The sequence below is a fragment of the Bdellovibrio sp. NC01 genome (assembly GCF_006874625.1).
GTDB lineage: Bacteria > Bdellovibrionota > Bdellovibrionia > Bdellovibrionales > Bdellovibrionaceae > Bdellovibrio.
This window is the reverse complement of sequence record NZ_CP030034.1, coordinates 980348-1007306: the sequence shown is the minus strand read 5'-3', so window position 1 is coordinate 1007306 and position 26959 is coordinate 980348. Positions and strand designations below refer to the sequence as shown.

The 26959-nt window shown below is 44.7% G+C and carries 25 protein-coding genes; 6 read left to right on the top strand and 19 right to left on the bottom strand.

The features are described from left to right. Positions 1-104: 104 nt before the first annotated feature. Together DOE51_RS04870 and DOE51_RS04865 are read right to left on the bottom strand one after the other, a co-directional pair. The gene (locus tag DOE51_RS04870; RefSeq protein WP_168196389.1) at positions 105-2297 is read right to left on the bottom strand and encodes a hypothetical protein; all 2193 of its coding nucleotides are present in this window, start codon (positions 2295-2297) and stop codon (positions 105-107) included. 136 nt (positions 2298-2433) lie between these two features. Beyond that, complete coding sequence (locus DOE51_RS04865) at positions 2434-3270, bottom strand: alpha/beta hydrolase (protein WP_142695443.1); 837 nt, start codon at positions 3268-3270, stop codon at positions 2434-2436. Positions 3271-3279: 9 nt separating this feature from the next. Here DOE51_RS04865 and DOE51_RS04860 point away from each other — a divergent pair, with 9 nt between their 5' ends. Continuing rightward, positions 3280-4212, top strand: a complete 933-nt coding sequence (locus DOE51_RS04860; protein WP_142695442.1) for a CorA family divalent cation transporter — start codon at positions 3280-3282, stop codon at positions 4210-4212. Here DOE51_RS04860 and DOE51_RS04855 read toward each other — a convergent pair. From DOE51_RS04855 to DOE51_RS04810, 10 genes are all read right to left on the bottom strand, one after another. Further along, positions 4209-5021, bottom strand: a complete 813-nt coding sequence (locus DOE51_RS04855; protein ID WP_142695441.1) for a class I SAM-dependent methyltransferase — start codon at positions 5019-5021, stop codon at positions 4209-4211. The two genes, DOE51_RS04860 and DOE51_RS04855, sit on opposite strands and share 4 nt — an antisense overlap. Before the next feature lie 30 nt (positions 5022-5051). Beyond that, complete coding sequence (locus DOE51_RS04850; protein WP_142695440.1) at positions 5052-6992, bottom strand: DUF4105 domain-containing protein; 1941 nt, start codon at positions 6990-6992, stop codon at positions 5052-5054. 195 nt (positions 6993-7187) lie between these two features. Further along, positions 7188-7679 (bottom strand): DUF3015 family protein, encoded by a 492-nt coding sequence (locus DOE51_RS04845; protein ID WP_246845379.1) that lies wholly within the window; start codon positions 7677-7679, stop codon positions 7188-7190. A 128-nt stretch (positions 7680-7807) separates the two neighbouring features. Further along, entirely contained in the window at positions 7808-8677 is an 870-nt protein-coding gene (locus DOE51_RS04840; protein WP_246845377.1) for a DUF429 domain-containing protein, read from the bottom strand. Between the two features lie 35 nt (positions 8678-8712). Then, positions 8713-9705, bottom strand: coding sequence for a galactokinase (locus DOE51_RS04835; protein WP_142695438.1), 993 nt, complete (start codon positions 9703-9705; stop codon positions 8713-8715). Then, complete coding sequence (locus tag DOE51_RS04830) at positions 9706-10698, bottom strand: DUF4340 domain-containing protein (protein ID WP_142695437.1); 993 nt, start codon at positions 10696-10698, stop codon at positions 9706-9708. Continuing rightward, positions 10698-12221, bottom strand: coding sequence for a GldG family protein (locus DOE51_RS04825; protein WP_142695436.1), 1524 nt, complete (start codon positions 12219-12221; stop codon positions 10698-10700). The genes DOE51_RS04830 and DOE51_RS04825 overlap by 1 nt, the downstream gene beginning before the upstream one ends. A gap of 2 nt (positions 12222-12223) precedes the next feature. Further along, positions 12224-12997 (bottom strand): ABC transporter permease, encoded by a 774-nt coding sequence (locus DOE51_RS04820; RefSeq protein ID WP_142695435.1) that lies wholly within the window; start codon positions 12995-12997, stop codon positions 12224-12226. Continuing rightward, positions 12994-13932 (bottom strand): ABC transporter ATP-binding protein, encoded by a 939-nt coding sequence (locus DOE51_RS04815; protein ID WP_142695434.1) that lies wholly within the window; start codon positions 13930-13932, stop codon positions 12994-12996. Before DOE51_RS04815 ends, DOE51_RS04820 begins: the two co-directional genes overlap by 4 nt. A gap of 83 nt (positions 13933-14015) precedes the next feature. Further along, positions 14016-15278 (bottom strand): DUF814 domain-containing protein, encoded by a 1263-nt coding sequence (locus DOE51_RS04810; RefSeq protein ID WP_142695433.1) that lies wholly within the window; start codon positions 15276-15278, stop codon positions 14016-14018. A gap of 82 nt (positions 15279-15360) precedes the next feature. Between DOE51_RS04810 and DOE51_RS04805 the strand changes: the two genes are divergently transcribed. After that, complete coding sequence (locus DOE51_RS04805) at positions 15361-15630, top strand: DNA-dependent DNA polymerase (protein ID WP_142695432.1); 270 nt, start codon at positions 15361-15363, stop codon at positions 15628-15630. Between the two features lie 196 nt (positions 15631-15826). On the opposite strand, the gene DOE51_RS04800 is transcribed toward DOE51_RS04805, so the two are convergent. Then, complete coding sequence (locus DOE51_RS04800; protein ID WP_142695431.1) at positions 15827-16711, bottom strand: RsmB/NOP family class I SAM-dependent RNA methyltransferase; 885 nt, start codon at positions 16709-16711, stop codon at positions 15827-15829. Between the two features lie 110 nt (positions 16712-16821). On the opposite strand from DOE51_RS04800, the gene DOE51_RS04795 reads away from it, so the two are divergent. Together DOE51_RS04795 and DOE51_RS04790 are read left to right on the top strand one after the other, a co-directional pair. Further along, positions 16822-17307, top strand: coding sequence for a DUF3011 domain-containing protein (locus DOE51_RS04795; protein ID WP_142695430.1), 486 nt, complete (start codon positions 16822-16824; stop codon positions 17305-17307). A gap of 131 nt (positions 17308-17438) precedes the next feature. Further along, positions 17439-18212 carry a murein L,D-transpeptidase catalytic domain family protein gene (locus DOE51_RS04790; RefSeq protein WP_246845375.1) on the top strand — a complete coding sequence of 258 codons (774 nt, stop codon included), beginning with the start codon at positions 17439-17441 and terminating at the stop codon, positions 18210-18212. A 4-nt stretch (positions 18213-18216) separates the two neighbouring features. Here the strand turns inward: DOE51_RS04790 and DOE51_RS04785 are convergent, their stop codons facing one another. The 4 genes from DOE51_RS04785 to DOE51_RS04770 all read right to left on the bottom strand — a co-directional run bounded on the left by DOE51_RS04785 (position 18217) and on the right by DOE51_RS04770 (position 22169). Continuing rightward, a complete protein-coding gene (locus DOE51_RS04785; RefSeq protein ID WP_142695428.1) occupies positions 18217-19644 on the bottom strand; it encodes a cell wall metabolism sensor histidine kinase WalK in 1428 nt (475 codons plus the stop codon). Next, complete coding sequence (locus DOE51_RS04780) at positions 19641-20348, bottom strand: response regulator transcription factor (RefSeq protein WP_246845373.1); 708 nt, start codon at positions 20346-20348, stop codon at positions 19641-19643. The genes DOE51_RS04785 and DOE51_RS04780 overlap by 4 nt, the downstream gene beginning before the upstream one ends. Further along, entirely contained in the window at positions 20341-21006 is a 666-nt protein-coding gene (gene phoU / locus DOE51_RS04775; protein WP_142695427.1) for a phosphate signaling complex protein PhoU, read from the bottom strand. The genes DOE51_RS04780 and phoU overlap by 8 nt, the downstream gene beginning before the upstream one ends. Before the next feature lie 92 nt (positions 21007-21098). After that, positions 21099-22169 (bottom strand): hypothetical protein, encoded by a 1071-nt coding sequence (locus DOE51_RS04770; RefSeq protein WP_142695426.1) that lies wholly within the window; start codon positions 22167-22169, stop codon positions 21099-21101. Between the two features lie 50 nt (positions 22170-22219). Between DOE51_RS04770 and DOE51_RS04765 the strand changes: the two genes are divergently transcribed. Beyond that, on the top strand, positions 22220-23146 hold the full coding sequence (locus tag DOE51_RS04765; RefSeq protein ID WP_142695425.1) for a hypothetical protein: 927 nt from the start codon (positions 22220-22222) through the stop codon (positions 23144-23146). A gap of 30 nt (positions 23147-23176) precedes the next feature. Here the strand turns inward: DOE51_RS04765 and sixA are convergent, their stop codons facing one another. Next, on the bottom strand, positions 23177-23683 hold the full coding sequence (sixA, locus tag DOE51_RS04760) for a phosphohistidine phosphatase SixA (protein WP_142695424.1): 507 nt from the start codon (positions 23681-23683) through the stop codon (positions 23177-23179). 8 nt (positions 23684-23691) lie between these two features. Beyond that, the gene (gene ppk1, locus DOE51_RS04755; RefSeq protein ID WP_142695423.1) at positions 23692-25854 is read right to left on the bottom strand and encodes a polyphosphate kinase 1; all 2163 of its coding nucleotides are present in this window, start codon (positions 25852-25854) and stop codon (positions 23692-23694) included. 74 nt (positions 25855-25928) lie between these two features. Here ppk1 and thiL point away from each other — a divergent pair, with 74 nt between their 5' ends. Then, the gene (gene thiL, locus DOE51_RS04750) at positions 25929-26885 is read left to right on the top strand and encodes a thiamine-phosphate kinase (protein ID WP_142695422.1); all 957 of its coding nucleotides are present in this window, start codon (positions 25929-25931) and stop codon (positions 26883-26885) included. Positions 26886-26959: the final 74 nt, after the last annotated feature.

The window sequence follows — 26959 nt, the reverse complement described above, 5'->3', positions numbered from 1 at the left end:
GCCTAATTTGCAGATTCTATGCTCCCTGTATTCAAATTAAAAGGGGCTAGATCCAGAAGGCGCTGTCTAACTTTAAGACACCGCCCCCATTTGTGGTCTTTCGACTACAGAGTCGGAGTTGGACAGTTCAAAGCGTCCACTTTTTTCTTCAACAACAACGCCCACTCAGAAGTATGGTCTTTCACCAAAGTGTCTTTCAAAGTTTGCAGAGTCGATACGTTTTCGTAAGTCGTACCGTAAGCACCAACGATTTGTTGACCACCACGACACATTTGTACAAGCACGCGGTCTTCTTGGCGGTTGTCGTAGATGTATGGTTCGATCATCGAGCAGAATGATTCAACAGCAGCCAAGTGATCAACCGCAGTTGTCCAACGATTCCAAACGTCTTGAAGTTCACGGCAAGAGTTCGTGTATTCAGCACTGCCTTTTTTCAAGTTCACAGCATCGTAGATACGTAATTGGAAAGCGTCATCCCAGTCTTTGTCAACTTGGCCTTTATTAACGATCAAACCACCCCAAGTTGTGTTCACAGGGTTTTTACCAGAAGCCGTCATTGAGTAAGCTCTTTGACGTACGCTCGCAAGCCCTTCTTTAAACTTCGTCACTGCACCTTTGTGCAAGTTTTGAGTGTAAGTGAACCAAGCCATAACTGGTGAGTTGATGCCCATAGTGCGTTGACCGAACAAACCTGAACGAAGACGATCCATCTCTGAATCGATTTCCGATTGTGTGAAGTTTGTCGCGTATTTTTTCAAGTTATCCAAAGAGCCCGCAACGCGTTCTGCTTGCAATTGCTTTTTGTTCAAAGCCATCAACTGAGTTTGGAATTGATTGTAGTCTGGGCTTTGTTTCAACTCTTGGTCCAATTTTTCTTGGGCCATTTTTACGATACGTTTAGAAAGACTAGCTGATTGCTCAACAGACTCAACAAACGATTTTGTCGCTTTCGCGCACACAGAGAAGTCAGAGTTGATTGTGAATTGCGAAGTCGCGAATTGGTTCAAGCTGTTCACTGCGATTTGCGCAGAGAATTTCAAAGCACGCGCTTCTGCGATGCTTGTTGAACCGTAAGCAACCATAGCTTTATCAACAGAACCCAACATTGTGTTAACATAAGAACCTTGTTCTTGTGTCATCGCAGCCAATTGGATACCGATTTGGCAGATCTTGATATCGTCGCTAGTGCTTGTCACAAACGTTTTATCATTCGCCAATTGAGTCATCGCATTTGCAAGGTCGTTATCCATTTGCAAAGATGTCGAGCTCAAAGCATTTTTTCTAGTTACCAAGTTGTTCAATGGTTTAGACAAACTTTGGATTTTTGCGCTGAAAGTAGATTGCGAAGAATTGATCTCTGAAGAGATTTTCGCCGTTTGTTCATCACGGTTTTTGATCAAGAATTTATATTTTTGATCCAAACGGATGAATTGGCAGGTATTCTCAACAACCGCACGACGTACTTGAGCGTCTGCAATCTTAGTCGAGTTTTCAGTCACGATTTTGTTCATCGAGCTCAATGCGCCTGTGATCACTGAACCACCCACGATGAATGGAACAGCGGCTGTACCACCCGTCATAGTTGCAGCCATCAAAGCGTATGGAGTCAAACCGTTAACGATATCATTCAACGCCAACGCGATTTGACCACCGCTCATGTTGTCACGGCAGTTTTTGTTGATCAAATCAGAGTTTGCGAATGAAGTTGCCAATGTGTTAGCTGCGCGGATCGCAATGTCCACGTTGTTAACGATTGTCGATGCATTTTCAGGAGTTACTGAATCTGGATTGTCCAAGTAACCTTGAAGAGCTTTAACTGCATCACTGATTTTCTTATTATTGTCTTGAACAGCTTGAACGTTGAAGCCGCTGTTGCCACCGCAAGATGGAGAACCCACAGCTTGATTCAAAGAGTTCACCGCAGACAAGATGTCAGCTGTCTCTGTATTTTCAAACAAGTTACAACGGAACTCACCTTTAAGATCTGATTGCTTCATGCCCGTGCCACTGCCGCCCGTTGAAGGACGTTGTGAGCCTGAAGAACCCGATGAGCCAGAAGAACCCGAACTGCCCGAGCCAGAGCTTGAGCCAGAACCTGAACCGCCTGGGATTCTTGGTTGAGTTGGGAATAAATCATCTACAGAAGTACCCGTAGTTGGTGTCGTTTCAATTGGGAAAAGACTTGTGTCGATTCCTTGCACTTGAACTTGGGTAGAACCTGCTTTCGCAGCGAAGACCTGCGTAGCCTGGAACTGAATAAGAGTGATAGCGGCGATGCCGAGACGACCCCATTTCATAGATACTCCTTTAAAAGGTTTTTTAAATCCGCTTTTGGCCTGTGCGAAACCAGTGCCAAGATCGAAATATCTGTAAAATGAAGTAGAAACCCTAGAAGTGTTAGCCGTTTAAACAACCTTTGAAAAAAGGTAAAAACTACTGCTCAAGGTACTTAAGCAGTCTTTGGCGAAGTTCGCCGTTGTTGATCTCATAAAGATTGCCATGCTTACCTTCGGGAATGAGCCATAGTTCTTTAGGATCTTTCGCCGCTGCATACATTTGTTCTGAGCTTTGATATTCCACTGCGGGATCTGACGTTCCATGAATGAACAACATCGGGATCGGCGCAATCTGGTCGATCGGCTCAGGTGAGTATTTATCGCTTACAAATAAGTAACTCACAGGTTGCAGCCACCATGTCCACCACTGGCGCTTGAGCACTCGGCGGGACATCTCTTTATAAGAAGAAAAACTGCCTTCGATAATGACCTTGCTGATCGGAATGTCTTTTTTGATTTCTTCCACTGTGCGCATCGCAATCACGCCACCCAAGCTGTGACCATAGATGATAAGAGCGCGTTTATCTTTCTTCTCGTGCAACCATTCGGCCGCAGCAATTCCCGCTTCCACCGTAGATTCAGGAGTCGGCGAACCAGTTGATAAACCATAACCAGGATAATCAAAAATAAAATAGTTGTAGCCGGCATCTGGCATCCAACGAAGCATCAAGAAATGCGACGTTATATTTTCCGCGTTGCCATGAAAGAACAGCACCGTGCCTTTATTCACCTTTTGTGTCGTGGCAAAATACCAACCATGAATCTTGTTACCTGAAAGAGTCGTCAGAAAGACGTCATCGTATTTCATGTTAATACGAACCGGATCAAAAAGTTTGTTCTGCACCGGCATATAGAAGAACGACTGGCAGGCCGTTAAAAGAAGCAATGCGCTGAAAAGTAAAATTCTACGGCATACCTTCGAGAAATTCGTCATACTTGAATCATGAAGCGTTTTGAACACCAATGGCAAGATTTTAAATGGGTCGATATTGAAGCTCCGACGAACGAAGATTACCTGCGTTTGGCCGAGGAGTTTAAACTCCCCTATCAAACTGTCGCGACCTCTTTAGATCCTGAACATCTGCCGAAGTTTCAGTGTTTACCTAATGACGTTTGCTTCATGATTTTACGCTTGTTCGACGTAACGGCGAAAGCCAATGCCGGCACCATGCAGGATATCTCGACGAAGCTTGTGATTTTCTTCGGTAAAGATTTTGTCTTAACGATTCATCGCATGGACTTGCACTGTGTGAGTGATAGAATTATGAAAGCGCCCTTCGAGAAATTGACTTTGGATGAACTTATCAAAAGCCTTTTCCGCGGAGTGATCGCAACTTACGACAAACCTTTGGATGAATTAGAAAATAAAACCGAAGTCATTGAAGGACGCGTGTTTGCGTTCCGTCGTCGCAATATTTTGCGCGAAGGTTTTCATGTGAAACGCAAAGCTGCGGTTTTTAGAAAGATCTTTAAATTTACTGCAGACGTTTTCAATAAATTAGCGACCTTCCCAGGCCACGACTTCGTTAACAACATGTCGGAAACACGCGAGCCATTGGAACGTTATACTTATTATGCCGATGCCATTTTTGACGACATCACAGGTTTATTGAATCTGCATCTGTCGATGATGTCACAGCGTACGAACGAAGCTTCGTTTAAAACCAATGAAGTCATGCGCGTATTAACGGTTGTGTCCATGTTCTTCTTGCCACTGAATTTCATCGCGGGAATTTACGGAATGAACTTCGAACACATGCCAGAGCTGAAGTGGATTCATGGTTACCACTTCACTCTGGGGTTGATGGCATTCATCGCCATCATGATCTTGATTTGGGTTTACCGCAAAGGTTGGCTGACGAAAGAAGACCTTTAAGTTCTGGCGCGTGCCTGCACGAATGAATAGAAGAACACAGCGTTCGGGTCGTTTGCGACCTTCGCCATTTCTTCTTTCATGCCGCTGACCACTTCTTCGCTGACAAGTTTTGCTGCGATCAATTGGTCGCTGGCGCTAAGAAGTAATTCTGCCCAGTATTCGATGCAGTCTTTACGCGCTTGTGGGTAACGATTATCCAAGAACCAAGTTTTTACTTCGGTTTGAATATCTTGATAGCCCAATTGCATAAAGAAGTTACCCAGTTTTGCGCCAACAAACGGATCACCATGCTGTTCAAGTTGGTATTCATTGAAAGCCATCCAGTACTTCCACACGTTCGGAGAATACGGATCAAGAAAAAAGGAAGCGTTCATCACTTCAGTCGCATACACCACTGAACCCGGACGAAGCACACGACGAACTTCTGACAAAACACGAATTGGATCTGGAACGTGTTCTAGAATCCAACACAAGTAAGCACCATCGAAAGAGTTCGCTTGGAAATCCATTTTCGTTGCATCCATCTCTTGCAGATGAAAGCGACCGTTTGTTCCTGGCAAAGAAGCCAAGCGATGTTTTGCTGCTGCCAATTGTTTGGTGCTGCGATCAATGCCCGTCAATTTGATGTCGGGAAAACGGCGCAGAATGATTTCACTTTGTGCGCCAACGCCACAACCAACTTCCAACAAATCTTTGACGTGCGAAAGGTTCACATTTTGATAAACAGTAAATTCGCCGAAACGCGCCTGTTTACGCAAACGCTCTTGTTCATCTTGCGAAAAGCCGTGCAGATAAGGAAAGTCAGTCATGAATGCACCTCTCTCGGCTGATCTCAGCCACTAGTAGTAATTAAACAACTGAAGGGAGTACTGCTCAAGGAATCTCTGGTTGCTATATGCCGCGCGCACGCCCCAAGTCTTAGAAAAGCTGTATTGCGTTTCCACACTCGTTTTAAAGTAGTCCTTAACATCCCACGACGAATCGCGACGATATTGCACACTGGCTAGCGACAACAAATACGGAGTCCATTGATAATGGGCCTCTACAATCGGTCCTATTCCGCCCCACAGTTGATTTTCTGAGTGCGCACCAAGATAGTGGCCCTCAACCGAAAGCTGTGCACTGATATCGAAGTCGTCAACCAAGAAAGTCCATCCACCTGCCATTCTTAAAATAGCCTCTTGTGTCGGAGCGAAGTTTTCATTGTAAGTTCTTTCGACCCCTAACTTAAATCTCCACGAGTGATCAGGAATTAAGTACGACCAGGGTGAAGCCGAAATCAGCTCGAAAGCTGCGAAGTTTTCAAGTTGGAAGACGTCGCCATCCTTACCAGAAAAACTATCACCATATGAAAAATCTAAATCAAAGAAACTGATTTGCGAATAACTTGGATAGCCTACTGCGGGATCTAAACGATCATGCAAAGCAAAACGATGCGACAACAACGCGAAGTCTTTATCTTCGGTATTGTGACGATACCCCACGCCCCAACGACCTGAAGGATGCGCAAGATGAGGACGCTGTTCTGGCACGGGATCAATGACGATCTTTGCAGGTTCATCTTGAATACCGGCACGCTTATCTAGAATGCGATTTTTCAATTGGAATTCGCGACTGGCTTCTTGCACTTCTTTTGAATAGCGATAATCGATGAAATCAATGAAAGCGTCTAAGATTCTCGCTTGCGAAGCTGAACTCATTTTATTGAATTCGTCGCTGAAAACGAATTCATCCTGATGTTTGATTTGTTGAGCAAGGATATTCAGTTGTTTTTTCTCGTCAGCATTTAATAAAGCTTCACGTTGGAAAAATACTTGGCGAATAGAGGGACGATATTTATAGCTCGTCACAAGATCCGTGCGATTCCATAAGACCCGTACTGTGTCCGCCGGAATTACGAAACGATCTAATTTCGATAACACATCTACAGAAGAATCTGCGGCTTCCAGAATAGAAAGCATATGATACGAGCAGTTTTCAGTCAGATACCAATAATCGATTTGTGCGGGTCCCAATTCCCAGACGTGGGCCACCAGCATATCCACAGATTCGGGCGGCAGACGAAGTTGGTATTCCCACAAGTCGCGCGATTCGGCATTGTTGTATTCACGAACTTTAAAATAATAAGGAATGGCTTTGAATTTTCCTTGGAACATTCCAAACAGACCTTTGAAGCCGTACAAAAACGCATTGTTTGTGTCTGCTTCAGCCGCATAGTTCAAACCGTAATCCAAAAGCTCGTGACGTTGCCCGTCTTTACCTGCGGGTTTATTCACGCGCAAGAACGTGTGCCCGAATGCTGACGACGGATTATTTAAATAGTAACTGGAAAAAACGAGAGAGACCGAATCGCCTTTCAAACCTTTGGCGAAAAATTCGAAGCGTTCGCAGCGCGCCTCGGGCCACGCGATCTTTTGATCTGCCAGATGTTTTTTCAACCAGCGATAACGAGCTGGGAAGCGACACTGTGCTTTTTCGTAGGAATCAGAAATTTCATCATCATGAAAGAAAGCTGTGATCGTCGCTCGCAATTCGGAATGCAGATTTCTTTTGCCGTCTTTAGCGAAAAAGAATTTGGGACTGTCGACCTGACTTTCAGTCGTTTGAAAAAGATCCGTTTCGAAGTGCATAAGCTTACGCCACTGACGATCTTCAGAAAGATGTTTGTCTTCAGCGGCTTTAAGAGCACGATTCAAATCGTCTTGTGAAGAAAGCGCACGCGCACTTAAAGATGTCGATAAAGCCAAAGCGAAAACAATTGCAGAAGAACAAAATCTCATGACCCAAAGCCTATTACTTAGCGGTCTTTCTGCGAAGCAGATTCCCGTATGAGACAGAGCATAAAGCGCAAATTTCCAGGAAAGATTTTTTTGGTTAGCCAAAAATAAAAAAGGCGATGAGATCACTCATCGCCTTTAGAAATCTACGAACCGAACAAGAAGTACGCGCCGGTGTTCGGTTTAAAGCTTAATTAATTAAGCGCCGCAAACGTTGTTAGCAACAACAACTTGGTTGATGTTTGCTTCGATAGCAGCTGGTTGCATGTTTGTTTCAACAAAGATTTTGTTGTAGTTCTTTTTCAAAGTTGAACCCATAACTTTAGCATCGCAATTCATAAGATTTGCAAGACCTGCCAAAGTTTCACCTTGTCCACGAGCAGCGTCGTTAGCCAATGCAACTTTGTTCACTTCGATGAAAGCTGGAACTTCTTTACCAGATTTGAAAACCGCGTCTTGTTGGCAGTTCAATGTACCAGTAGAGATACCGAAAGTTTGTGAACCAGATGTGCCGTTTGTAGTAGCAGCAAGAACTTGGTTACCGTCTTGGCCCATCAAGATAGAACCGAAACCGCAACCTGCAGATCCGTAACCTTGACCAGAAACTTCAGACAACAAACCTTTTTTACCTGCAGCGTGAGCAGCACCAGAAACCAACATAGCGATAACAACGAACTTAGCAATTTTCACAATGAACCTCCGTGATTGTTTGCTAGAAAATTGTGTTACGACCGCGGCTTGTAGGCAAACAAAAATGAATGGAGAAACACCGCAAAGTACGGTGTCCTTAACGTAGACTAGACCTTTGTCTGTAGAGCTTAAAAACTATTCCACTTAATCGCCGGAATCGGGAACTCGACCCAATCTTCACTTGCCGGGAATCCAGGAGGACGCGGTTCCGTCAATTCTTTGAATTTCAAAAAACCCGTAAGAGCACATACAAATGATTCAAAAGCGTGATTATTTTCGATCATTAATTTCACGTCTTGTTCATACACGAAGGCGATATTGTGCGTGCTTAACGCGTTCAAAATCACACGACGACTTTCATCCCCGCCGATGGCGTGTTTATGAAACATCAAATGACTTTTTGCTACATGCAACGAGCGTCCAATACGGTAAATGCTCAGCTTCGGAAACACTTCGATACATGGGAACTTGATGCGACGTTTTAAATACATCGCACGCGCTAATAACGGCGCACAGTTTGCTCCCATTGCATGCTGCAAAATGAACGGCTCTTCAAGTTCTGTCGACAGATACATTTCAACACAGCGTTGAGTATAAGGTGTAAACAGCTTGCGTGGTTTTTTCTTTTTATGAAGCTTGCGTGTGTAATCCCACATCCATTTTACGTGGGGCTCGGGGCACGCCTCAATTCCAGGGCACAATGGATTGCACTCGACACAATGAGGTAAACGGAATGGCACATCGAACGCAATCGATTCGATGTCTTCGTGATACTGCCCAATGACTTCATGAATTTTGAAATCGGCTGAATGCACTTCATCGCTTTTAATTTTTTCAACTAAACGCGATAGAAAAACTTTTTTGTGCTTAGGGTAATATTCGATAACAGCAACACAGGCCTTATCGGTTTTACCGCCACCTAAAGAGATGCCGATAAAACGATGAACCATGCCCGCATGTGAAGTATCTGTGGAAGACGAACTTTCGATCGCCTTCACCTTTTTCGGCGCGACTTTTTTTGTTGTCTTCTTTTTTACAGAGGATTGACGGGTTTTGCGTCCATCACCTGAAAGCCGGCTTCTTGGCATGCACTTGCTACCTTTTGTTTGTTTTCCGGAGGACACCAAACAAGAACACAACCGCCGCCCCCAGCTCCACAAATCTTAACAGCCTCTGCCCCATTCTGCAAAGAGAGTTCGGCAAGGCGTTGGATCTCAGGACTTGAAAACTCTGGCGCCAAACGGACACGCGCTTCGAATTCACGTTTAAAAAGTGTGCCAATTTCATTCCAGTTGCCAGCACGAACCGCATGTTCAGTTTCGATAGCGATCGCTTTCAAATCTTTCAACGCTTGAATCGTTTCTGGATCTTTTGTGACAGAATCCTTCATCACTTCAAAGTTATTTAGGCCCGAGTGATGTGCTTTGCCCGTGTAGACAAGCATAAATTTTTGTGACAACGGAGTATTGGTAACATTCAACACTTCTTGTTGAATTCCATTGTAAGAATAATGAAGCACATTCAAACCACCTGAAGCCGCCGGATAATAATCTTGCGTGCCTGTCGGTGTATTTAAAATTTCAGCTTCGATATTATGAGCCACATGCACCATGTGATGCACATCTTTGAAAGGCTTTTCACAGAATTGCGCAAAGGCTTTCATCAAACCGATCGTTAAGCTTGAGCTTCCGCCCAAACCACCACCGACAGGACTTTCAGAAGAAGTTTTCAAAGTGAAACCTTTTTTCGGCATCCAATAGCGCAGCTGCGTTTGCAATAAAATCATTTTTGGATCTGTGTCAGCCAAAGCGTCCATCAAATCCGTATAGCCTTTGCGAAGCTTCAAATCTGCAGATTCAAGAACGATTGTCGCATCATCATGAGGAGTCAATTCAACGTTCGTATAAACGTCGATGGCCACATTCACAGTCGATGCGCCATTGATAAAAAGATACAGGGGCCACAAATCCAATGTTCCACCTGCTAGGTCCACACGAGTCGGAGATTTAACGACAATCTTCTGCATTTATTTAATTTCTTTCTTTTGCGTAGCCAAAGCTTGATCTGCACCTTCTGTATTCGGCGCGCCTTTATTCTCCTTCGAAGGAGGGGCTTCTTTCAAGTCCTCAATTGTCAGTTTGATCAATTTGTCCATGGCACCCGGCTCAAGCTTTAGAACAAATGCGGGGTCAGATACTTTCGCATAGATTTTTAGGTCCTGCGCCTGCCCCACTTCCGCAGTCCAGCTTTTATCCGCCAACTGCAAATTCAAAGTGAATAACGGCTTTAAAACGGGAGCTTTGCCTTCGACATATTCCGCGGCCTTGGCATCAGCAATACTTTGCAAAAGCTCGCGAACTTTATTTTGCTCTAAAACTTGGTCTTTCGCTTTTGGCGCAACCCATTTGCCGTCTTGAAGTTGTAACTCCAAAGTGCCAACCGTGTTTTTCAATTTCATAGAGTCGATAGAAGCCATTTTGTGGCGCAAAACGCGGCGATCACGGAAATCGATAGGCTGTTTGTTAATACGATTTTGCCATACGGAGTTTACCAGCAGCACACGACTTTCAGAATCTCTGCGTGCGTAAACGTTTTCTTCAAAATTACGTTTCGTAGCAATCTCAAAAACGTTTTGTTTGCCTGCTGTCGAGTGATACGTGATCTTGCCAAGCGGTTTATCTAAGCCGTACATGGACCAGTCAATCTTTGGTTCATCTTTGACGACTTCAATAATTCTTTCAGTCGCGGAATTCTTAATCAGATCATCAACAGCTGTATTATCGGCAAGATCTTTAATAGGCTCTTCCATGTTCCAGCCATCGACGGTGCGCTTAAGGGAAATCTTTTGCTCGCCCTTTTCAATCACAACTGAATCCACTTGATCAAAGTCGACAGTCAACAGACGAGCGGCTTCCGCTTGGCTCATCTCTTTTTTCTGGTCCTTTTTAAAATCGTAAAAGGCGTAACCACCAAAGATAAGCAAAGCAATAACTAGAATGGAACGACCTTTAAGTTTCATTAGGCATTTCTCCTTTTAATTCCAAGACCGATTGCGATCCCCAAAAGCAAGATAGGGAATGGAATAATGAAAGCAAACAAGAAAACGGCAAATTTGGTTTCCGTCAAAAGAAGTTGTGTCGATTGTGGTTCTTTTGGCGAAATGCTGATCAAGTTTTCTTCTTTTGCCAAAGCCGCAATTGAATTTAGAACCAAGTCGCGGTTCAAGTTTTGATAAAGCATCTGGTTGCTCATAAAATCCACGTCACCAGCGATCACTGCTTTAAAGTCTTTACCACCAGGAAGTTTACCACTGACTTCGTCAACCAATGCGTAACTGCCTTCTTTACCATCGCCTTTAATCGACATTGTAGGATACGCCACTGCATTAGGGATCGTGCGCACAAGTTGATCCACAGTGATGCCTTCGACCGTCAAAGTTGTTAGACCTTGTGGATAACGGAACAACGTCCCTTCACCAGTTCCAAATCCTTTTGTGATTTGATTCGTTGGCGAAAACAATGTGCCTGTTGTTGGGCCTTGGTTGATTCCTTTGCCCATTACTGTTTCAACAACATTTAGGACGTAATTGTTTTCAGGTTCAACACCGATTTTTTTCGTCAGCTTTTCCAAACCCGCCGTATTTTGCGATTCCAGAGCGATAAACAAGCTGCCACCGCGCTTGATGTATTCTTCTAACGCGTTGATTTCAAAATCTTGGAAGTTTTGAATCGGACCTGCAATCACCACGACGTCAGCGTCATCTGGAACTTTTGTCGTCTGCAATAACGGCAAAGTTTTGACAGTGTAGCGGTTATTTTCCAACATTACCTTCAAAGCGTTCAGACCCAAGCCTTCTTTGGCTTCATCCAGATTCTTTTCGCCATGACCGATTGTGAAATAGATATTCTTGATCGTCGTGCGTGTTACTTTCACAAGGGCGCTTGTGAATTCCTGTTCGTCAATTTTCTCGATGCGATTGCGACGTCCTTTGTAATCCAAGAACACAACGCCACTGCCCTTATCGACACCATATTCTTTGGCAAGATCCGGGCGTTCATTCACTTCGACGAAATCAAGTTGAATCTTTTGGCTTTGATCTTGGTATTTTTTTATCAATTCGCGGAACTGACGACGATTGTCTTCGTTGCCTTCGACACCCTTTTTATAGAAAAACAAAACCTTAAGGTCTGAATCCAAAGACTTCACCAGCTTGACGGATTGTTCAGACAAAGTGTTGGTTTGCGCCGTTGAAAAATCCCAAGTCGTATAGTGCTTTACACCCAAATAGTTCACAACAATCAACAACGCCAACATCAAGACAATCAGCACACCCATGCTCATGCCTTCCTTCGTTGTCTTCATGCCGATGAATTCATTTAAGAACTTACGATCCAAAATCAAAGTGATAACCAAAAAGAAGACCGTTAAGCCTAAAGCGACCCAACAAAACGGCACCCAGTCACCGATAATATAGCGAATGATAATCGTCGAAACTAAAGAGATACCCGAAAGCAGAATAGATAATTTACCAAGTTTGCTCATTCTTATCTCCAGCGAGAGGATTCAACTACACGTTCCGCCAAGAAGCAGAACAAGACGATGATACTTGCAAAAAACACCAACCCGTTGGTACGGATAGTGCCTTCCACAAGACTTGAAAGATGCGTGCTAAGCGATACGTGCTCAAACACTTTACGAGCGGTCTCGCTATCGACGGCTTCAGCGCCAATACCAATAAACCAGATCGAAACGTTAAACATCACAGAGGCGACATAAGCGATCAAAGAATTTTCAGTCAATGACGACGCAAACAAATCCATAGCCGCGTATACTGCGCCAACCAAGAAGATACCGAAGAATGCAATGAGCAACGGTCCCCAATTCAACTTCGCCAAAGCCGCCGTTGCAATAGGGTAAGAGATTGCAACCAACACCAAACCGAAGACTGCCGCAAGCGCCGCCAAGTATTTTCCAACAACGATTTGCAATGACGTCACGGGTGAAGTCAAAAGCAGATCGAACGTGCGCATCTTCTTTTCTTCAGCAAATAACTTCATCGTCAAAGCTGGAACCACAAAAATAAGCAACAAGTTCAAGTAAGACAACAAACGCAAGAACACACCGTAATGGATGTTCAGTTGATTTGCTGGCACATTCTGTTGCATCACATAGTTCAAAAGAAGTTGTGCAAACATATTCAGTTGAATTGGATACACCCAGCTAAAGACCACGCTGATCAAAAAACAAACGACCCAGAAAGTGGGGCTTAAGAAAAAGCCCTTTAATTCTTTTTTAAAAATAGTCACGGCACCATTCATGATTGCGCTCCTTCTTGACCATAAGTCAATTTCAAGAAGACATCTTCAAGATCCAATTTCGTCGGAGTCAGCTCTAGCAAACCCAATCCCTTTTGCACCAGGCATGAAGAAACGGCATCTACCGATTCCTCGCCACCTTGAACATCAATGCGCCATTCTTTATGAGAGGCCCCTTCATGGATACCAATCACAGCAGACACATTCGACAAAATCGCTTTCATATCAGAAACGTCTTTACGCAAACGCACTTGCAGACGGCTTTGGCCTTTTTCCATCGTCGACAAACGATGAATACTGTCTTGCGCGACAATGCGACCTTTATTAATGATCACAATCTTTTCACACGTCGCTTGCACTTCAGGAAGAATGTGGGTTGAAAGAATAATTGTATGCTGGCCTTTCAAGGCTTTGATCAAATCACGAATTTCAGCCACTTGTTTTGGATCAAGACCGACTGTGGGTTCATCCAGAATCAAAACTTCAGGATCAGATACCAACGCTTGGGCAATTCCCACACGTTGTTTGAAACCTTTGGAAAGATGTTGAATCAAACGTTTCTGTACATCGCCCAAGTTTGTTTTTTCAATGGCGTTATTTACTAGCGTTTCGACTTTTTCTTTAGGCACTTGTTTTAAGGCGGCGACATAACGAAGATAGTCGCGCACATACATATCACCATACACCGGTGGAGTTTCTGGCAAATAACCAATACGTTTTTTTACTTCAATGGGATTTTCGAAAACATCAAATCCTGCGACAGACGCCTGGCCACTGCTGGGGGCCATGAAGCCCGTAATGATTTTCATTGTTGTTGATTTGCCGGCACCGTTGGGGCCTAGAAATCCAACGACGTCACCTTTGCTGACTGTAAAGTTCAGATGATCAATCGCACGTCGTGGGCCGTAATCCTTGGTAAGATCCTTAACTTCAATCATTCGAAGTTCTCCTAGCATGTATGCAGAAGAAATTCTAAACCCGCACGACTTTCAGTCAAGCTTGTCCCGAGTGAAGTGAGGGCCTAACGCAAAGTGAAATGAAAGGTCTTTTCCGAATGGTAAGTGACTCTTCCCAATTTATCACCCTTGATCGGACGAACGAAGCGGCACTCTACCATAACCACGGCGACTTTTTGCCCCACCATCAATGACTTTGATGACAACGACTCTTTAGCGACCCAAGCTGCAACCTCTTGCACCTCACCCGCAGGAACTTCCTGATCACGTTGGCGATGAATGATCGCATGCGCGCCCGGGTAATCTTTCAAATGCAGCCAGTAGTCCCAAGCTTTTGCCTGACGAAGCAACGCCAAATTATCTGCCGCTGACTTTCCACAATAAGCAAGGGCCCCTGAATCCAAATGCAACTTACGACCACGAGCATCGGTCTTTTGCATCAGGTCGATCAACTGATTCTTTTGACGTTTTTCACTGAATTGAGATTTTTCAAGTTTCGCAATTTCTGCAACGAGCTCAGTCAATCGCTCGCGAGCACCTTCTTTTTTGCCAACAAGTTGTTTCGCCTTGCTGAAACTGTTTTCGATATTCCAGCTCAATGATTGTTTTTTATCGACAAAAGCTTGCAACTCTTCCGGAACCTCTAACGATCCGTGAGTTTTTAAAAACGTCCCTGCTTCAATCCACAGACTTTCTTTATCGCTTTCAATCTGCTTTTGAATTTCCGCTAAAGCTTTACGCTTTTTCTCGAGGTCTTTTTGTTTCTGCTTTTCCCACTGTGCAACAGGGTCGAGCGCCGTTTTCTGCGCAGAACCCGCCCCTTGTTCCGCCAACCACTCTTCATGAAGTTGTTCAATGGAACGTGGCTCGGGAGGATTTTCAACGACTGGTGGCGGAGTTAAATCCAAAGGTCGCTCCCACGCGATGTGTTTGCCTTCCGCTTTGACGATGACGTTGCATTGTTTGGGAATCATGCGAATTTCGATTTCGCATTCCTTATGAGAATTTTTCAGCAGCATCTTTACGACACGGCCGAACTCTGTTTGCACTTCCATTTTATGAAGATACAAATTGCGGGCGTGAGAATTTAAAAACAACGCCACCGGTTTTGATTTCGCACCTTTTTTAAAGGGACTGTTTTCTTCAAACAGCAACATCATCGGCGTGTTGGGTACAAGGTCTAGGATCAACCACAACATCGTCTCACGATGAAACCCTAAAGCAAGACCACGGTCGCTGACTTGCACTTCTTGTAGTTGTGCACCCTCGATGGCTGGAAAAATAGAAGTGACAAAGGTCTGAAGTTCTTGCTGAGTGAGGGCTTTCATAGGTCCAATTCTGTCATTCTTTGGGCCAAATTTCCATGGATAATACTTAGGTTCGAACGCGCGCCGCCGATAAAAATGAGGTATGCACAAAGACGTATTAGTTACGATGATCACGACGCAGCTTAAAGAGACTTCCAACATGCGAGAGAAGACGCAAGACTTCGTTCGCAAAATTGTGAATATCTACACCCTTCAACTGATGAAAGAGGGCAATATTCCGCTCAATTTCATGGAGGAAGTGATGGCTGATGTTGAAGCCGAAGTTATCGAAATCTATCGTAAGAAAACTTATGGATATTTGACTTTGGAAGAGTATCGTCGCCATAGTTGCCGCCAGGTTGACGACAACTAGCTCGCTGACTTCACATCCACCTTTGGTTCTAAGCTTGCGCAACGATGACTAGAGTTGTTGCCGCCAAGAAAATCGCTATTGCCATTACTGATCGCATAAAAGCCCCCGCCGTTTCATTTCTTTTAAGACTAATCTTAAAGGACGCAAAGACGTTACTTTCAGTTTTGATATGTGCACGATGGCACCGGCAATAAATCTAAGTCTTTTCGATAATTGAAAAATACAGCGGACCAAAGCCACAAGTATCTGGCATGTAAGCGACACCAAATTCTGTGCGCTCACCACCCACACCCAAATCTGCTTGAACCAAACGAACAGCATCTTTCTTTTTCTTCAAAAGTTTTTTAATTACGCCATCGTTTTCATCAGGACTGATTGAACATGTTGAATACACAATGCGACCGCCCGGTTTTACAGCAAGCAAAGCCGCCGCAAGTAACGAGTACTGTCGTGAAGCAAGGTGCTCGGTACGACGTGGGCTCCACTGCTCTTGTGCCTCGGTATTTTCTAAAATGTGACGTTCGCCAGAGCACGGAGCATCCAACAACACACGATCGAAACTTTCCGCCTCTTTCAAACCGAATTGCACGCCGTCTTTGCCAGTCACCCATACGCGATCACGAATAGTTCGTGGCACGTACTGTTGAATCACTTTCTTCAAACGTTCGCGACGTTCAGGCGACAGATCATTACAAAAAATTTCGCCCGAATTTGAAAGGGCTTCAATCAACACTAAACTTTTTCCACCCGGGGCCGCGCACATATCCAGCACGCGATCACCGTCGTGAACATCCAACGCACGGGCCACCATGACACTGGCAGGATCCATGACATAAATATCCAAAAGCTCATCCGAGTTGCGCTGAGTTTGCACAGATTCGTTTTCAGGCACCCAGTAACAGTTCGGAAGCTCACTCTTCTCAACAAACTTTTTCCACACTTTGCCTTCATCTTCTGACACAGCGAGTAGATTTTTGCGCGCGACCTGTTGTTCTTTCTTTTGAAGAGCCTCAAACAGAGCGGGCCAGCGATCACCGTAGACTTTTTGGAAGTGCAAATAGAAAGGATGCGATGTGTTCATGACACAGAAATAAGACAATCTGACACCAAAGTCACGGGTATGATTTCTGCACAACATTTCAATGCTTTGGTTATTGGAATCAATATGACACTAATTTTTAAGGAGAAAGCATGAAGAGTTTATTCATCAGCCTTTTTGCACTAGTTGCTTTTGCACAGGTTGCTCACGCGAACGCATTTGACGTTCAAGATAACAGCGCTTACGCACAAGACGATAACGGCTACATCACTCCAGGTGGTCCGCGCCCTTACCCTCGCCCGAATCCTCGCCCTGAACCATATCCAGGACCAGGCGGCCCAGGTCACGGTGGTCCCGGCTATCCACACCCACATCCAGGCCCTGGTTATCCGAATCCATATCCACCGGCTCCAGGTTATCCTCCTGCACCAGGTCCAAATGTTGAGTACTTAAGCTGCTCTTCTTACAACTACAACTATCAAGAGTGCTACTTCTCTTCATACGGCGTTCAACGTGTGAACTTGATGGAGCAAACTTCTTACGCATCTTGCGTGTTGAACCAAACTTACGGCGTTTACAATGACCGCGTTTGGGTAACAAACGGTTGTTCTGGAACATTCCAAATCTATCGTTACTAATTTATTCGACTGAACGAATGCCAGCCCCAAAGGCTGGCATTCGTTTGATTGTTCGCACTCACTCACAGTATTCACTTCAAAAGATTTCGCCGCCTCTTATATTCGTAAATCAAAGGCTGCGGAGGCGCTTCGTGAGTACAAAATTCATCTCTCTTTTATTTTTATCTTTGTTTTTTTCTACTGGTGCTTTCGCTCGACCATCCCAATCGATCATTCAAAGAATTCTTCTACAAGGTGTGCCCGCGGATGCTTTGGATCGCATACTGCAATTCATTGATGACAATCAAGGAAGAAGTTTTCCGCAAGACACTTATACTTGCTTGGGCAAACCGCCCGAAGACGTCACCCCTTGTGACGAAGCGAAACGTTTTCCCACAACTCGTTATGTGACTTTCTGGAATCCCAAACAAGTCGTGATTGTCGATTACGGTGCCCCATCGACGGACTATCGTTTTTATCTCATCAATTTGCTAAGCGGAGAAGTGAAGTACTTCTATTCCGCTCACGGTGTCGGCAGTGGTAAAAGCAACTACGCCACAAAGTTCAGTGATATTAAAAATTCTCGGCAAACTTCTTTGGGAATTTTCATGACGGGCGAAGTTTACAAAGGCAGCTATGGCAATACGATGCGCATGTACGGTTTGCAAAGTTCGAATGCGCAAGCCTACAACCGTGACATTGTTTTGCACGGCGCTTGGTACGTCAGTGAGCAATTTATAAACTCCAAAGATCCAACAACCGGCGAAGCCTACGGACGCCTGGGTGTCAGTTGGGGTTGCCCTGCGGTGGAGTTGTCTTACATCGCAAGCTTGATCAAAACCTTGGGTTACGGCTCTTTGATCATGCACTACAGAAATTCTTTGATGGATTTAGCTCAGGGAGGACAAGAGGTGTCGCTCCCTTAAGAGATTAACGAACTGGGAACGTACAGATAAATTCTGAACCTTGGCCTTCAGCACTTTTCACAGACACGGAACCGCCGTGGCTTTGCATGATGTGTTTTACGATCGCAAGGCCCAAGCCCGTGCCACCCGCATCGCGTGTTCTGCCTTTATCGATACGATAGAATCTTTCAAACAAACGATCCAAGTGTTCGGCTTGAATACCCTGGCCGTCATCGATCACGCGCAAAATAATATTGTTCTTTGGATCTTTTTCCCAACGAACTTGCACGCTTTTACCGTTTGGAATGTACTTCACAGCATTCGAGATCAGATTACGCAGAACTTGTTCCACTTTGCGAGCATCCGCCATAAACGGCGGCACTTCACCAATCACACGAATAGAAATATTTTTTTCGGCAGCTAGTACCGCAAGCTCTGCCAAAATATGTTCTGTGATTTGTAGTGGATGGATCATTTCCAATTTCAATTCTGAATTGGCTTCCATCATATTGATACTTAACAAGTCATTCACAAGATCCATCAGACGATCGATATTTCTTGAAACGATATCCAAGAATTTACCCGCTTGTTGAATCTGTCCTGTTTTAACGTCTTCTTTCAACGTATCAACGTAGCCTTTGATCGATGTCAAAGGCGTGCGCAATTCGTGGGATGCATTGCCGACGAAATCGATACGAATTTGTTCGGCTCTTTTAAGTTCCGTGATGTCATGGAAGATCCCGACGACACCGTACATTTCGCGCGTTTTTTCATTGCGAATCGGATTCACCGACACCGCGAAATAACGTGGCTGATTATCCAACAACGTCGAAAGTTTGACAGTAAATCTGTTGCCTTTACCTTCGCGAATGGTTTTTTCAAAACCTTCAAGCACGTCAGCAGTACGAATGGCATCTTTTAGACGTAAGTTTTCTTGCTGCAACTGCGAGCCCGTTAAAAACTGCGCTGCAAATTGGGAATTCGAATAAAGAATTTTTTCATCAAGGCTGACGCTAACCAAACCTTCTGCCACCGCCGACATGAATGCTTGTGATTCTTCTTGGATTTGCAGATATTGCGCTTTACGACGCTTCATCTTTTTGTGGATCTTATTCAAAGCCACTTCAAGTTCAGAAATATCGTCGGTTTCATCATCCAACAAATCGTCGTCGTGTTGATCGAACAATTCGCCAAACACGCGCTTATTAGAAATGCGCAACGCCTTCAAGATCACTTTATGCACGGGACGCGCAAAACGATATGACGTGAAGGCTGCAATTAATAAGCTGAATAGAAAGAAGTTCAGAAGGGCTTCGTTATAAACAAACGCACGAACTTGATAGCGCAGATCGATGACTGAAATTAAAGCCAAGTGCAACGCATTGAATGCGATGACTTGATAAACAAAGAATTTCCAATAAAGACGCCAAGGGAATCTAACAAAGTGACTCATACAGAGTCCATCTTAACCCTATAACCGACTCCACGGATAGTCTCAATACGGTCTCCCCACTCGCCTAACTTCTTGCGTAAACCGAAAACATGCGTATCGATAGTGCGGCCAACCACATTGATGCCCTCACCTTGGATGTTTTCAATCAATTGTTCGCGAGTCAGAACCACGCCACGGTTTTGCACCAAAGCGCCTAGCAATTTGAACTCGGACGGAGTCAGATGCAAAGGTTCGTTATTGTATGAAACTTCGTATGATTTAAAATTAACTCTCAGACCGTTAACTTGAATTTCATCTTCGGGTTTGCCCGGTGCCGCTTCTTCGCTTTGAGTTCTGCGCGCCAATGCTTTGACACGCGCTACGAATACTGCGGGATTAAACGGCTTCGTCAAATAATCGTCAGCACCCTTTTCAAGGCCCAACACGATATCTTGTGGTTCTGTTTTCGCAGTCACCATCAAAACACCAGCCGTTTTATTTTTTGTTCTGATTCTTTCGACCAGTTCCACACCGCTAAGGCCTGGAAGCATCCAATCTAGGACAAAGACACTGTAGTGAGTCTTCGCAACTTCGTTCATGGCCTCTTCAGCAGAAGTACATTCCGTTACTTTGAAACCCTGACGTAATAAGTGCAGAGCCATCAGTTCGCGAATTTCTTGTTCATCTTCTACTACCAGGACTTGAACTAGGTTGTTGTCAGCCAAACTTTCCCCCGTGTCGAACGTCTTTACCGGTGAAGGCAAAGATCACGTCTTCGGCGATGTTCGTTGCGTGGTCACCGAGACGTTCTAAATTTCTTGCGATCAAAATCAAATCTAAACCAGCTTCCACATCTTCAGCGTGAGCTTTCATGTGAGCTTTTGAATCGTTGAAAACCTTGCTTTTCAAAGCATCGATTTCATCATCCATCAAAAGGATTTGTTTCGCTTGTTCAACATCACCGCGAACGAAACAATCTAGGGAACCCTTCACCATGCGACCTGCGATTTCAGACATTTTCTGAATATCGCCTAGTTGCGATTGGATCGGCTTGCGGCCCAAATAATCCTTACCCGAGTAAGAAATATTCACTGTTTGATCGCCCATGCGCTCAAGGTCGTTGTTGATTTTGATCACGGAAATGATCAAGCGAAGATCTTTCGCAACAGGTCCTTGTTTCGCCAGGATGTTCATGCACACGTTATCAACTTTGATATGATCTTCGTTGATGCGTTTTTCAATGGCATGAACTTCGTCAAACATGCCGAGATCTTTGGAAAGCAGTGCTGTCGTCACTTGAGTCAAAGACTTTTCAACATGACCACCCATAAGGAGAATCATTTTTTTAAGGTCTTCAAGCTGAGTGTCAATTGCACGTTCCATGTCGTTCCCTGCCATTTCGTTTATATGGTTTGCTCGGTAATGACACCGCTTAACACGGTATCTCACATTCATTCTAACAGAATCTTAACATATTAAAACAGAACTTGCGCCGCGATCTCTACTTTAGAGTTATCACGCACGCCAATTCCATAGTCTTCACCGTACTTCGTGTAGTCGCCTTCCAGCGCCATTTTCACGTCCGATGTCACTTGATAGCCTAAGCTAAGTATATACGTATTCAAGTCTTTACCACTCTCGCCCACAGCGGCGTTCAAATAATCCCAACGCGCCATCAACTCTGCTTTCGGCCCTGTGCTGACGATAGCATACAAGCTTCCGCCCTGAGCGTGAACTGATTGCCCCGTTAAACTTGAGACATCGACACCTTCTGCCATCTTCAAATCTGTAATCGCATCGGCCGGATCGTGAGCATCCAAAAGTTCTAAACCCGCGCGCCAATGATCGTCTTCAGTTTTAAACATCGCAGAGGCCTGAATACGCTCGCGAAGATTCGCCGAGTCTTCGTATTTTTCGTAGTTGCCACGGACATACGACAGCGAGAACGACCATGGATTCCATTTTGTGAATCTTAAATACAACACCATATCTTTATGAGGTTGCGGTTCTTCGGTATCGCGGCCTTGACCGTTCTGAATTGCAAAGGTCCACTCACCCATGTCCAGTGGTAACTCTGACATGAAAGCAGCGCCCAAGTCAGAATAATACAAGTACTTCCACTTTTCCGTAATCGCCCAACCCGTCGGCCCCAAGAAACGGTAATCCCAATCTTCGTATTGAGCTTCCAACCAACTTGCGGGGATCAAACCCATACGCAGTCCACTCATACCTTGAAAGATGCTCACAAGATCTAAGTAAGCCTCACGAGTTTGCACGGTAAATGGCTTACTTGCTTGATCGCGGCGTTCGGCGCCTTCAAATGAAACAAACAGCAGGTTGCCCTCTTTCAGTGGAACATTGAAGTTCAATAACAACGATGGAACGCTAAATACTGAATCACCACGGTCGCTGGTTGGAAGAGAATAAATACTTGCATTGATGTCTGCTTCGCCAGTGATTTCAATATCAGCTAACGCGAAAGCCTGAGCACTCACAAAAAGAGCTAAAAAATTTAACGTAAAACTGGGAAAAATCCATTTTTTCATGTCACTTATGCTCTCACCTTTATATACTTATGCCAAAGGAGAATTGCCACGTGTCACGCCGAGTATCAGCTATCGATATTGGATCAAATGCCATTCGTATGATGGTCGCTGATGTTTCAGACACTGCTCCTTTTTTGCATATCGAAAAAAAATATCGCGCTCCGGTTCGCTTAGGCCATGACGTTTTCATGAATGGCTCGATCGGTCCCGAAACCATGGAGATCGCCAAAGCCACTTTCCGAAAATTTGCGGAAACCAATCGCAAACTTGCAGTTGAAAAGTGCCGTGCCGTTGCGACCAGTGCCTGTCGCGAAGCGAAGAACAGTAAAGACTTTGTTAAGATGGTCAAAGATTTTTCGGGCATCGATATCGAAGTTATCGACGGCACTGAAGAAGGACGCTTGATTCATCTTGCTGTCCGCAAAGAAGTCGATCTTGATAATAAAAAAACGATGCTTATCGATATCGGTGGCGGCAGTGTTGAAGTGACCTTTTCAAAAGGTCCTAAGATGCTTGCAACCAAGTCGTTCCCGATGGGCACCGTGCGTATCTTAGAAAATCTTGCGAAACGCAAAATGAACGAAGCCCATTTAAATATTATTATGGGTGAGTTCTTAGCAGAGCTTGGTGAGCACATTTATAAAAATGTCGACCACGATCCGGTAGATTTCGCGATTGGTACAGGCGGCAACTTGGAATGTATCGGTCAGCTTAAAGTTCAGCTTCTTAAGAAGACGCCAAACACCTTTGTCACTTTGGCAGAGCTGAATGAAATCATCGATAAGTTAAAAGCCTTATCTATCCGTGATCGTATCGAAAAAATCGGCCTGCGTCCCGATCGCGCTGACGTCATCGTGCCAGCTTCCGTTTTAGTACAAACGATCATGCGCCAAGCAGAGACGGAAAAAATCGTCATTCCTGCCGTCGGCCTTCGTGATGGTTTGATTTGGTCGATGACGGAATCTTCGTCGAAGTAGCTGGTCTACACTCCAGCTTCGCGGGAGTAATTAATCCGCTAAAAATTTCGGTGGAATGGCGTAAAGAAGTTGGGCACTACCCACTTCGGCTTGCGCAAAAGATTCCATTTCTAGAGTGATAATGCCGCTTTTTTTAAGATCGATAAAGCTTTCGGTTTTACCTGTTAATAGATAACTTGCGAAGCTGCTTAAATGCGGTTCATGACCCACGATCGCAATGCGTTTGTAATTGCGACCTTGTGTGCGCAGCCATTTCAATAAGGCTTGCGGGGGACTTTGCGGGACTAATTCAGGAACTTCGATAACTTTTGTTTCGAAGTAAATCTGCGAAACGATTTCGGCTGTTTGACGTGCACGCGTAAAAGGACTTGTGACGATCACATCAAAGCCCTTCACATAATCGCGCAGCTTCACTGCCACCTTCTGCATGCGTTTTCTGCCTTTTAAAGTTAAAGGACGAAGTTGATCCTCTAAACCTTTCTTGGCAAAATCTTCGCGCTCTTCTGCGACGGCATGACGAATGATGACTAGTTCCACTTGTGCTTTTACTCCGTGTGCTCTGTTTCTTCAGTTACTTTAGCGCGGCTTTTCGCAGTTTGCATCAATGTTTGATGGATGCCAATGTCATTTGAAGCCTTCTTCGTATACGTGCCATCCGAATTCATACTCCACGCCTGGCGTTGTTCCTTCAAATACAATTGCAAGATTTCCCAGCATTTTTCTTTTAAAGCACGATCCAAAATGGGAACAATCGCTTCCACACGAGCATGCAGATTGCGATACATCCAATCCGCAGAGCCAATGAAGAACTCCCCATCCACAGGATCAGTCGCACCGTTTCGGAAATAGAACAAGCGCGAATGTTCAAGATAACGACCAATGATCGATGTGACTCGCATGCGCTCGCTCATACCCGCAACACCAGGACGAATCGCGCAGAAACCGCGCACGATCATGTCGATCTCAGTCCCTTTTTGCGAAGCTGCGTATAGGGCTACACCCAAATCATTTTCTTCAAAGTTATTAAACTTTGCGATGATGTGGGCAGGTCTTCCCGCCTTCGCGTGATCGGCTTCACGTTCAATCATGGCTTTAAATTTCGTAAACATATTCACAGGCGCGATCAACAAATGCTGATAGTTGTTCTTTAAAGAACGACCCGTTAGGTAGTGGAAAAATTCAACGATGTCGTTGGTGATTTCTTCACGTGCCGTTAACAATCCTAAATCCGTATAGAATCTTGAAGTCGTGACGTTAAAGTTGCCCGTACCGATATGCGCGTAACAACGAAGACCTTCTTGCTCTTGACGAACAACCAAAGCAGTCTTTGCATGCGTTTTTAAACCCACGACACCATACACGACGTGCACACCGGAGTTTTCAAGCTCTGTCGCCCAATAGATATTTCTTTCTTCGTCGAAACGCGCTTTTAATTCAACCAAACATACGACTTGTTTTCCTTGTTCGGCAGCGCGAATCAAAGAACGAATGAAAGGCGAATTATCACCGGTGCGATACAAGGTCATTTTGATCGCAAGAACCTTGGGATCTTCACTGGCAATGCGAATGAATTTTTCTACTGAAGCCGAAAACGATTCAAACGGATGATGCACCAATTGATCGGCCATTTTAATGGCATTGAATAGACCCGGGCCTTCTTCCATAAACGCTGGTGTTACGACGGGCGAATACGGTTCAAATTTTAATTTAGGAAGTGCCAAATCCGAAATCACGGAAAGATCTGTATAATCCAACTCGCCGGGAAGCTCATAAATGTCGTCTTCCGTCAGTTCCAATTCTTCCATTAAGAACTTGATCATCCATGGATCTGGATTCGGTCCATGCTCAAGACGCACCACTTCGGCGAAACGACGTTGACGTAATTCCTCTTCGATTGCTTCAAGCAAATCTTCAGCATCTTCTTGGTCTTGATCCGAATCAGCATTACGAGTCAGACGGAAAACCATCGCATCCAAAACCTGCATAGATGGAAACAGATCCGCCAAATTTTCTTTGATCACTTCCTGAAGACTTACGAAACGGAAGATAGGCGATTCTGGCTCTGTGCGAATCCATTGCGGCAAAACTTTTGGAACTTTCAAACGCGCGAAAAGTTTTTCTTCGCTGTTTGGATATTTTAAAGTCACACCCAAGGAAACGGAAAGATTCGAAATAAATGGAAATGGATGACCCGGATCGACTGATAACGGTGTTAAAACCGGAAACACGTTACGCGCATAGTACTTCTTAACGTTTTCCTTTTCTTTTTCCGTCAAATCTTTCCATGCAAGCAAGTGAATGTTTTCTTTTTCAAGCGCAGGTTTCAAAACTTTATTGAAACAGTTCGCTTGGTCTTTCAGCATTGGGATCACAGATTGACGAACTTCTTGAAGCTGCATCAAGGGCGTTTTTCCGTCAGCCGATTTAGGCGACACTCCGTATGCGATGTGACGTTTTAATCCACCTACACGTTTCATGAAAAATTCATCAAGGTTCGAACCGGAAATACTAAGAAACTTCAAACGCTCCAACAAAGGATTGCGAGCATCTTCGGCTTCAGCAAGAACACGTCGATTGAAATTCAACCAGCCCGTTTCACGACTTGTGAAAAGGCTTTCAGATGACAGCGGATGCTCGACCACTTTGGGCTTGCGCGAGCTTTTTTTCTTCGACGTTCTTTTCGGAGACGACGCACTAGATGTAACCAAGAATCCTCCTTGACTCTTCAACCTTCTATTTCACAATAGAGAGAATTTTTAAGCAATCTTCTACGGTGAGTCCCATGCAGAATCTTCCGAAGGAATGGAATCGAATCGACAAGATAAAATCTCTCGTCCAGCGTCATAATCCAAACACGGTTGTGGGGCTTGGTGATGACGGTTTTGTCTTCCGAAATTTCCCAGGTCTTTCTGTTATTGCTCAAGACATGATGATTGAAGAAGTTCACTTCAGCTTTGATTATACAAGCGCGTCTGATCTTGGACATAAAATTCTTGCAGTTAACTTAAGTGATCTAGCCGCAATGGGTGCGACCGCACATTTTGCGCAAGTTTCACTGGGCCTGCCAGCACATCTAACACAAACTTGGCTTGACGAATTCTATCAGGGCATGACTCAGTTAGGTGATCAATTCCAAGTAGAAATCGTGGGCGGCGATTTGTGTTTATCTCCGAAAGCGACCGTGGTGGATGTCAGTGTTTATGGGTCCTGCGAAACGCCATTCACTCGCGGCAATGTGCAACCAGGACAACTTCTTTTAGCAAGCGGTCCACTGGGACTTTCTCACGCTGGCTTACTTGCCTTACAGAATAAAATTGGCGATCGCTATCCTGAAAGTGTCCTTCGTCACAAAAGACCTACTCCCCGTTTAGATTTAGTTTCATCGTTACACCAACAAGCCCATGCTGTGCGGGCTTTGATGGATTGCAGTGACGGCTTGATCAATGACGTCACAATCCTTGCGCACAATCGTCTGGGCTTTCAAGTATGGGCCGAACAAGCACTGATTCATCCCGAAGTGGCGACATTAGCGAAAGAACTTGGCACATCGCCGACGGACTTTTTGCTTTGGGGTGGCGAAGATTATCAATTACTTTTGGTCGTCGATGAAACCGATCGCGATCGTTTCCCAGAATGGAACGTTCTTGGTCAGTTCACGGAAACGCCCGTCATTGCGGTTCGTGAAGACGGAAAAGTTCGTAATCTTGAAACCTTCAAAGGCTGGAAGCATTTTGGTTAAGTAGTTTGCATGACTACCGACCTAGGTCTGGGTTGTGCGTTAAGTGGTTAGGGCATTTTTCCGATATAAATGTC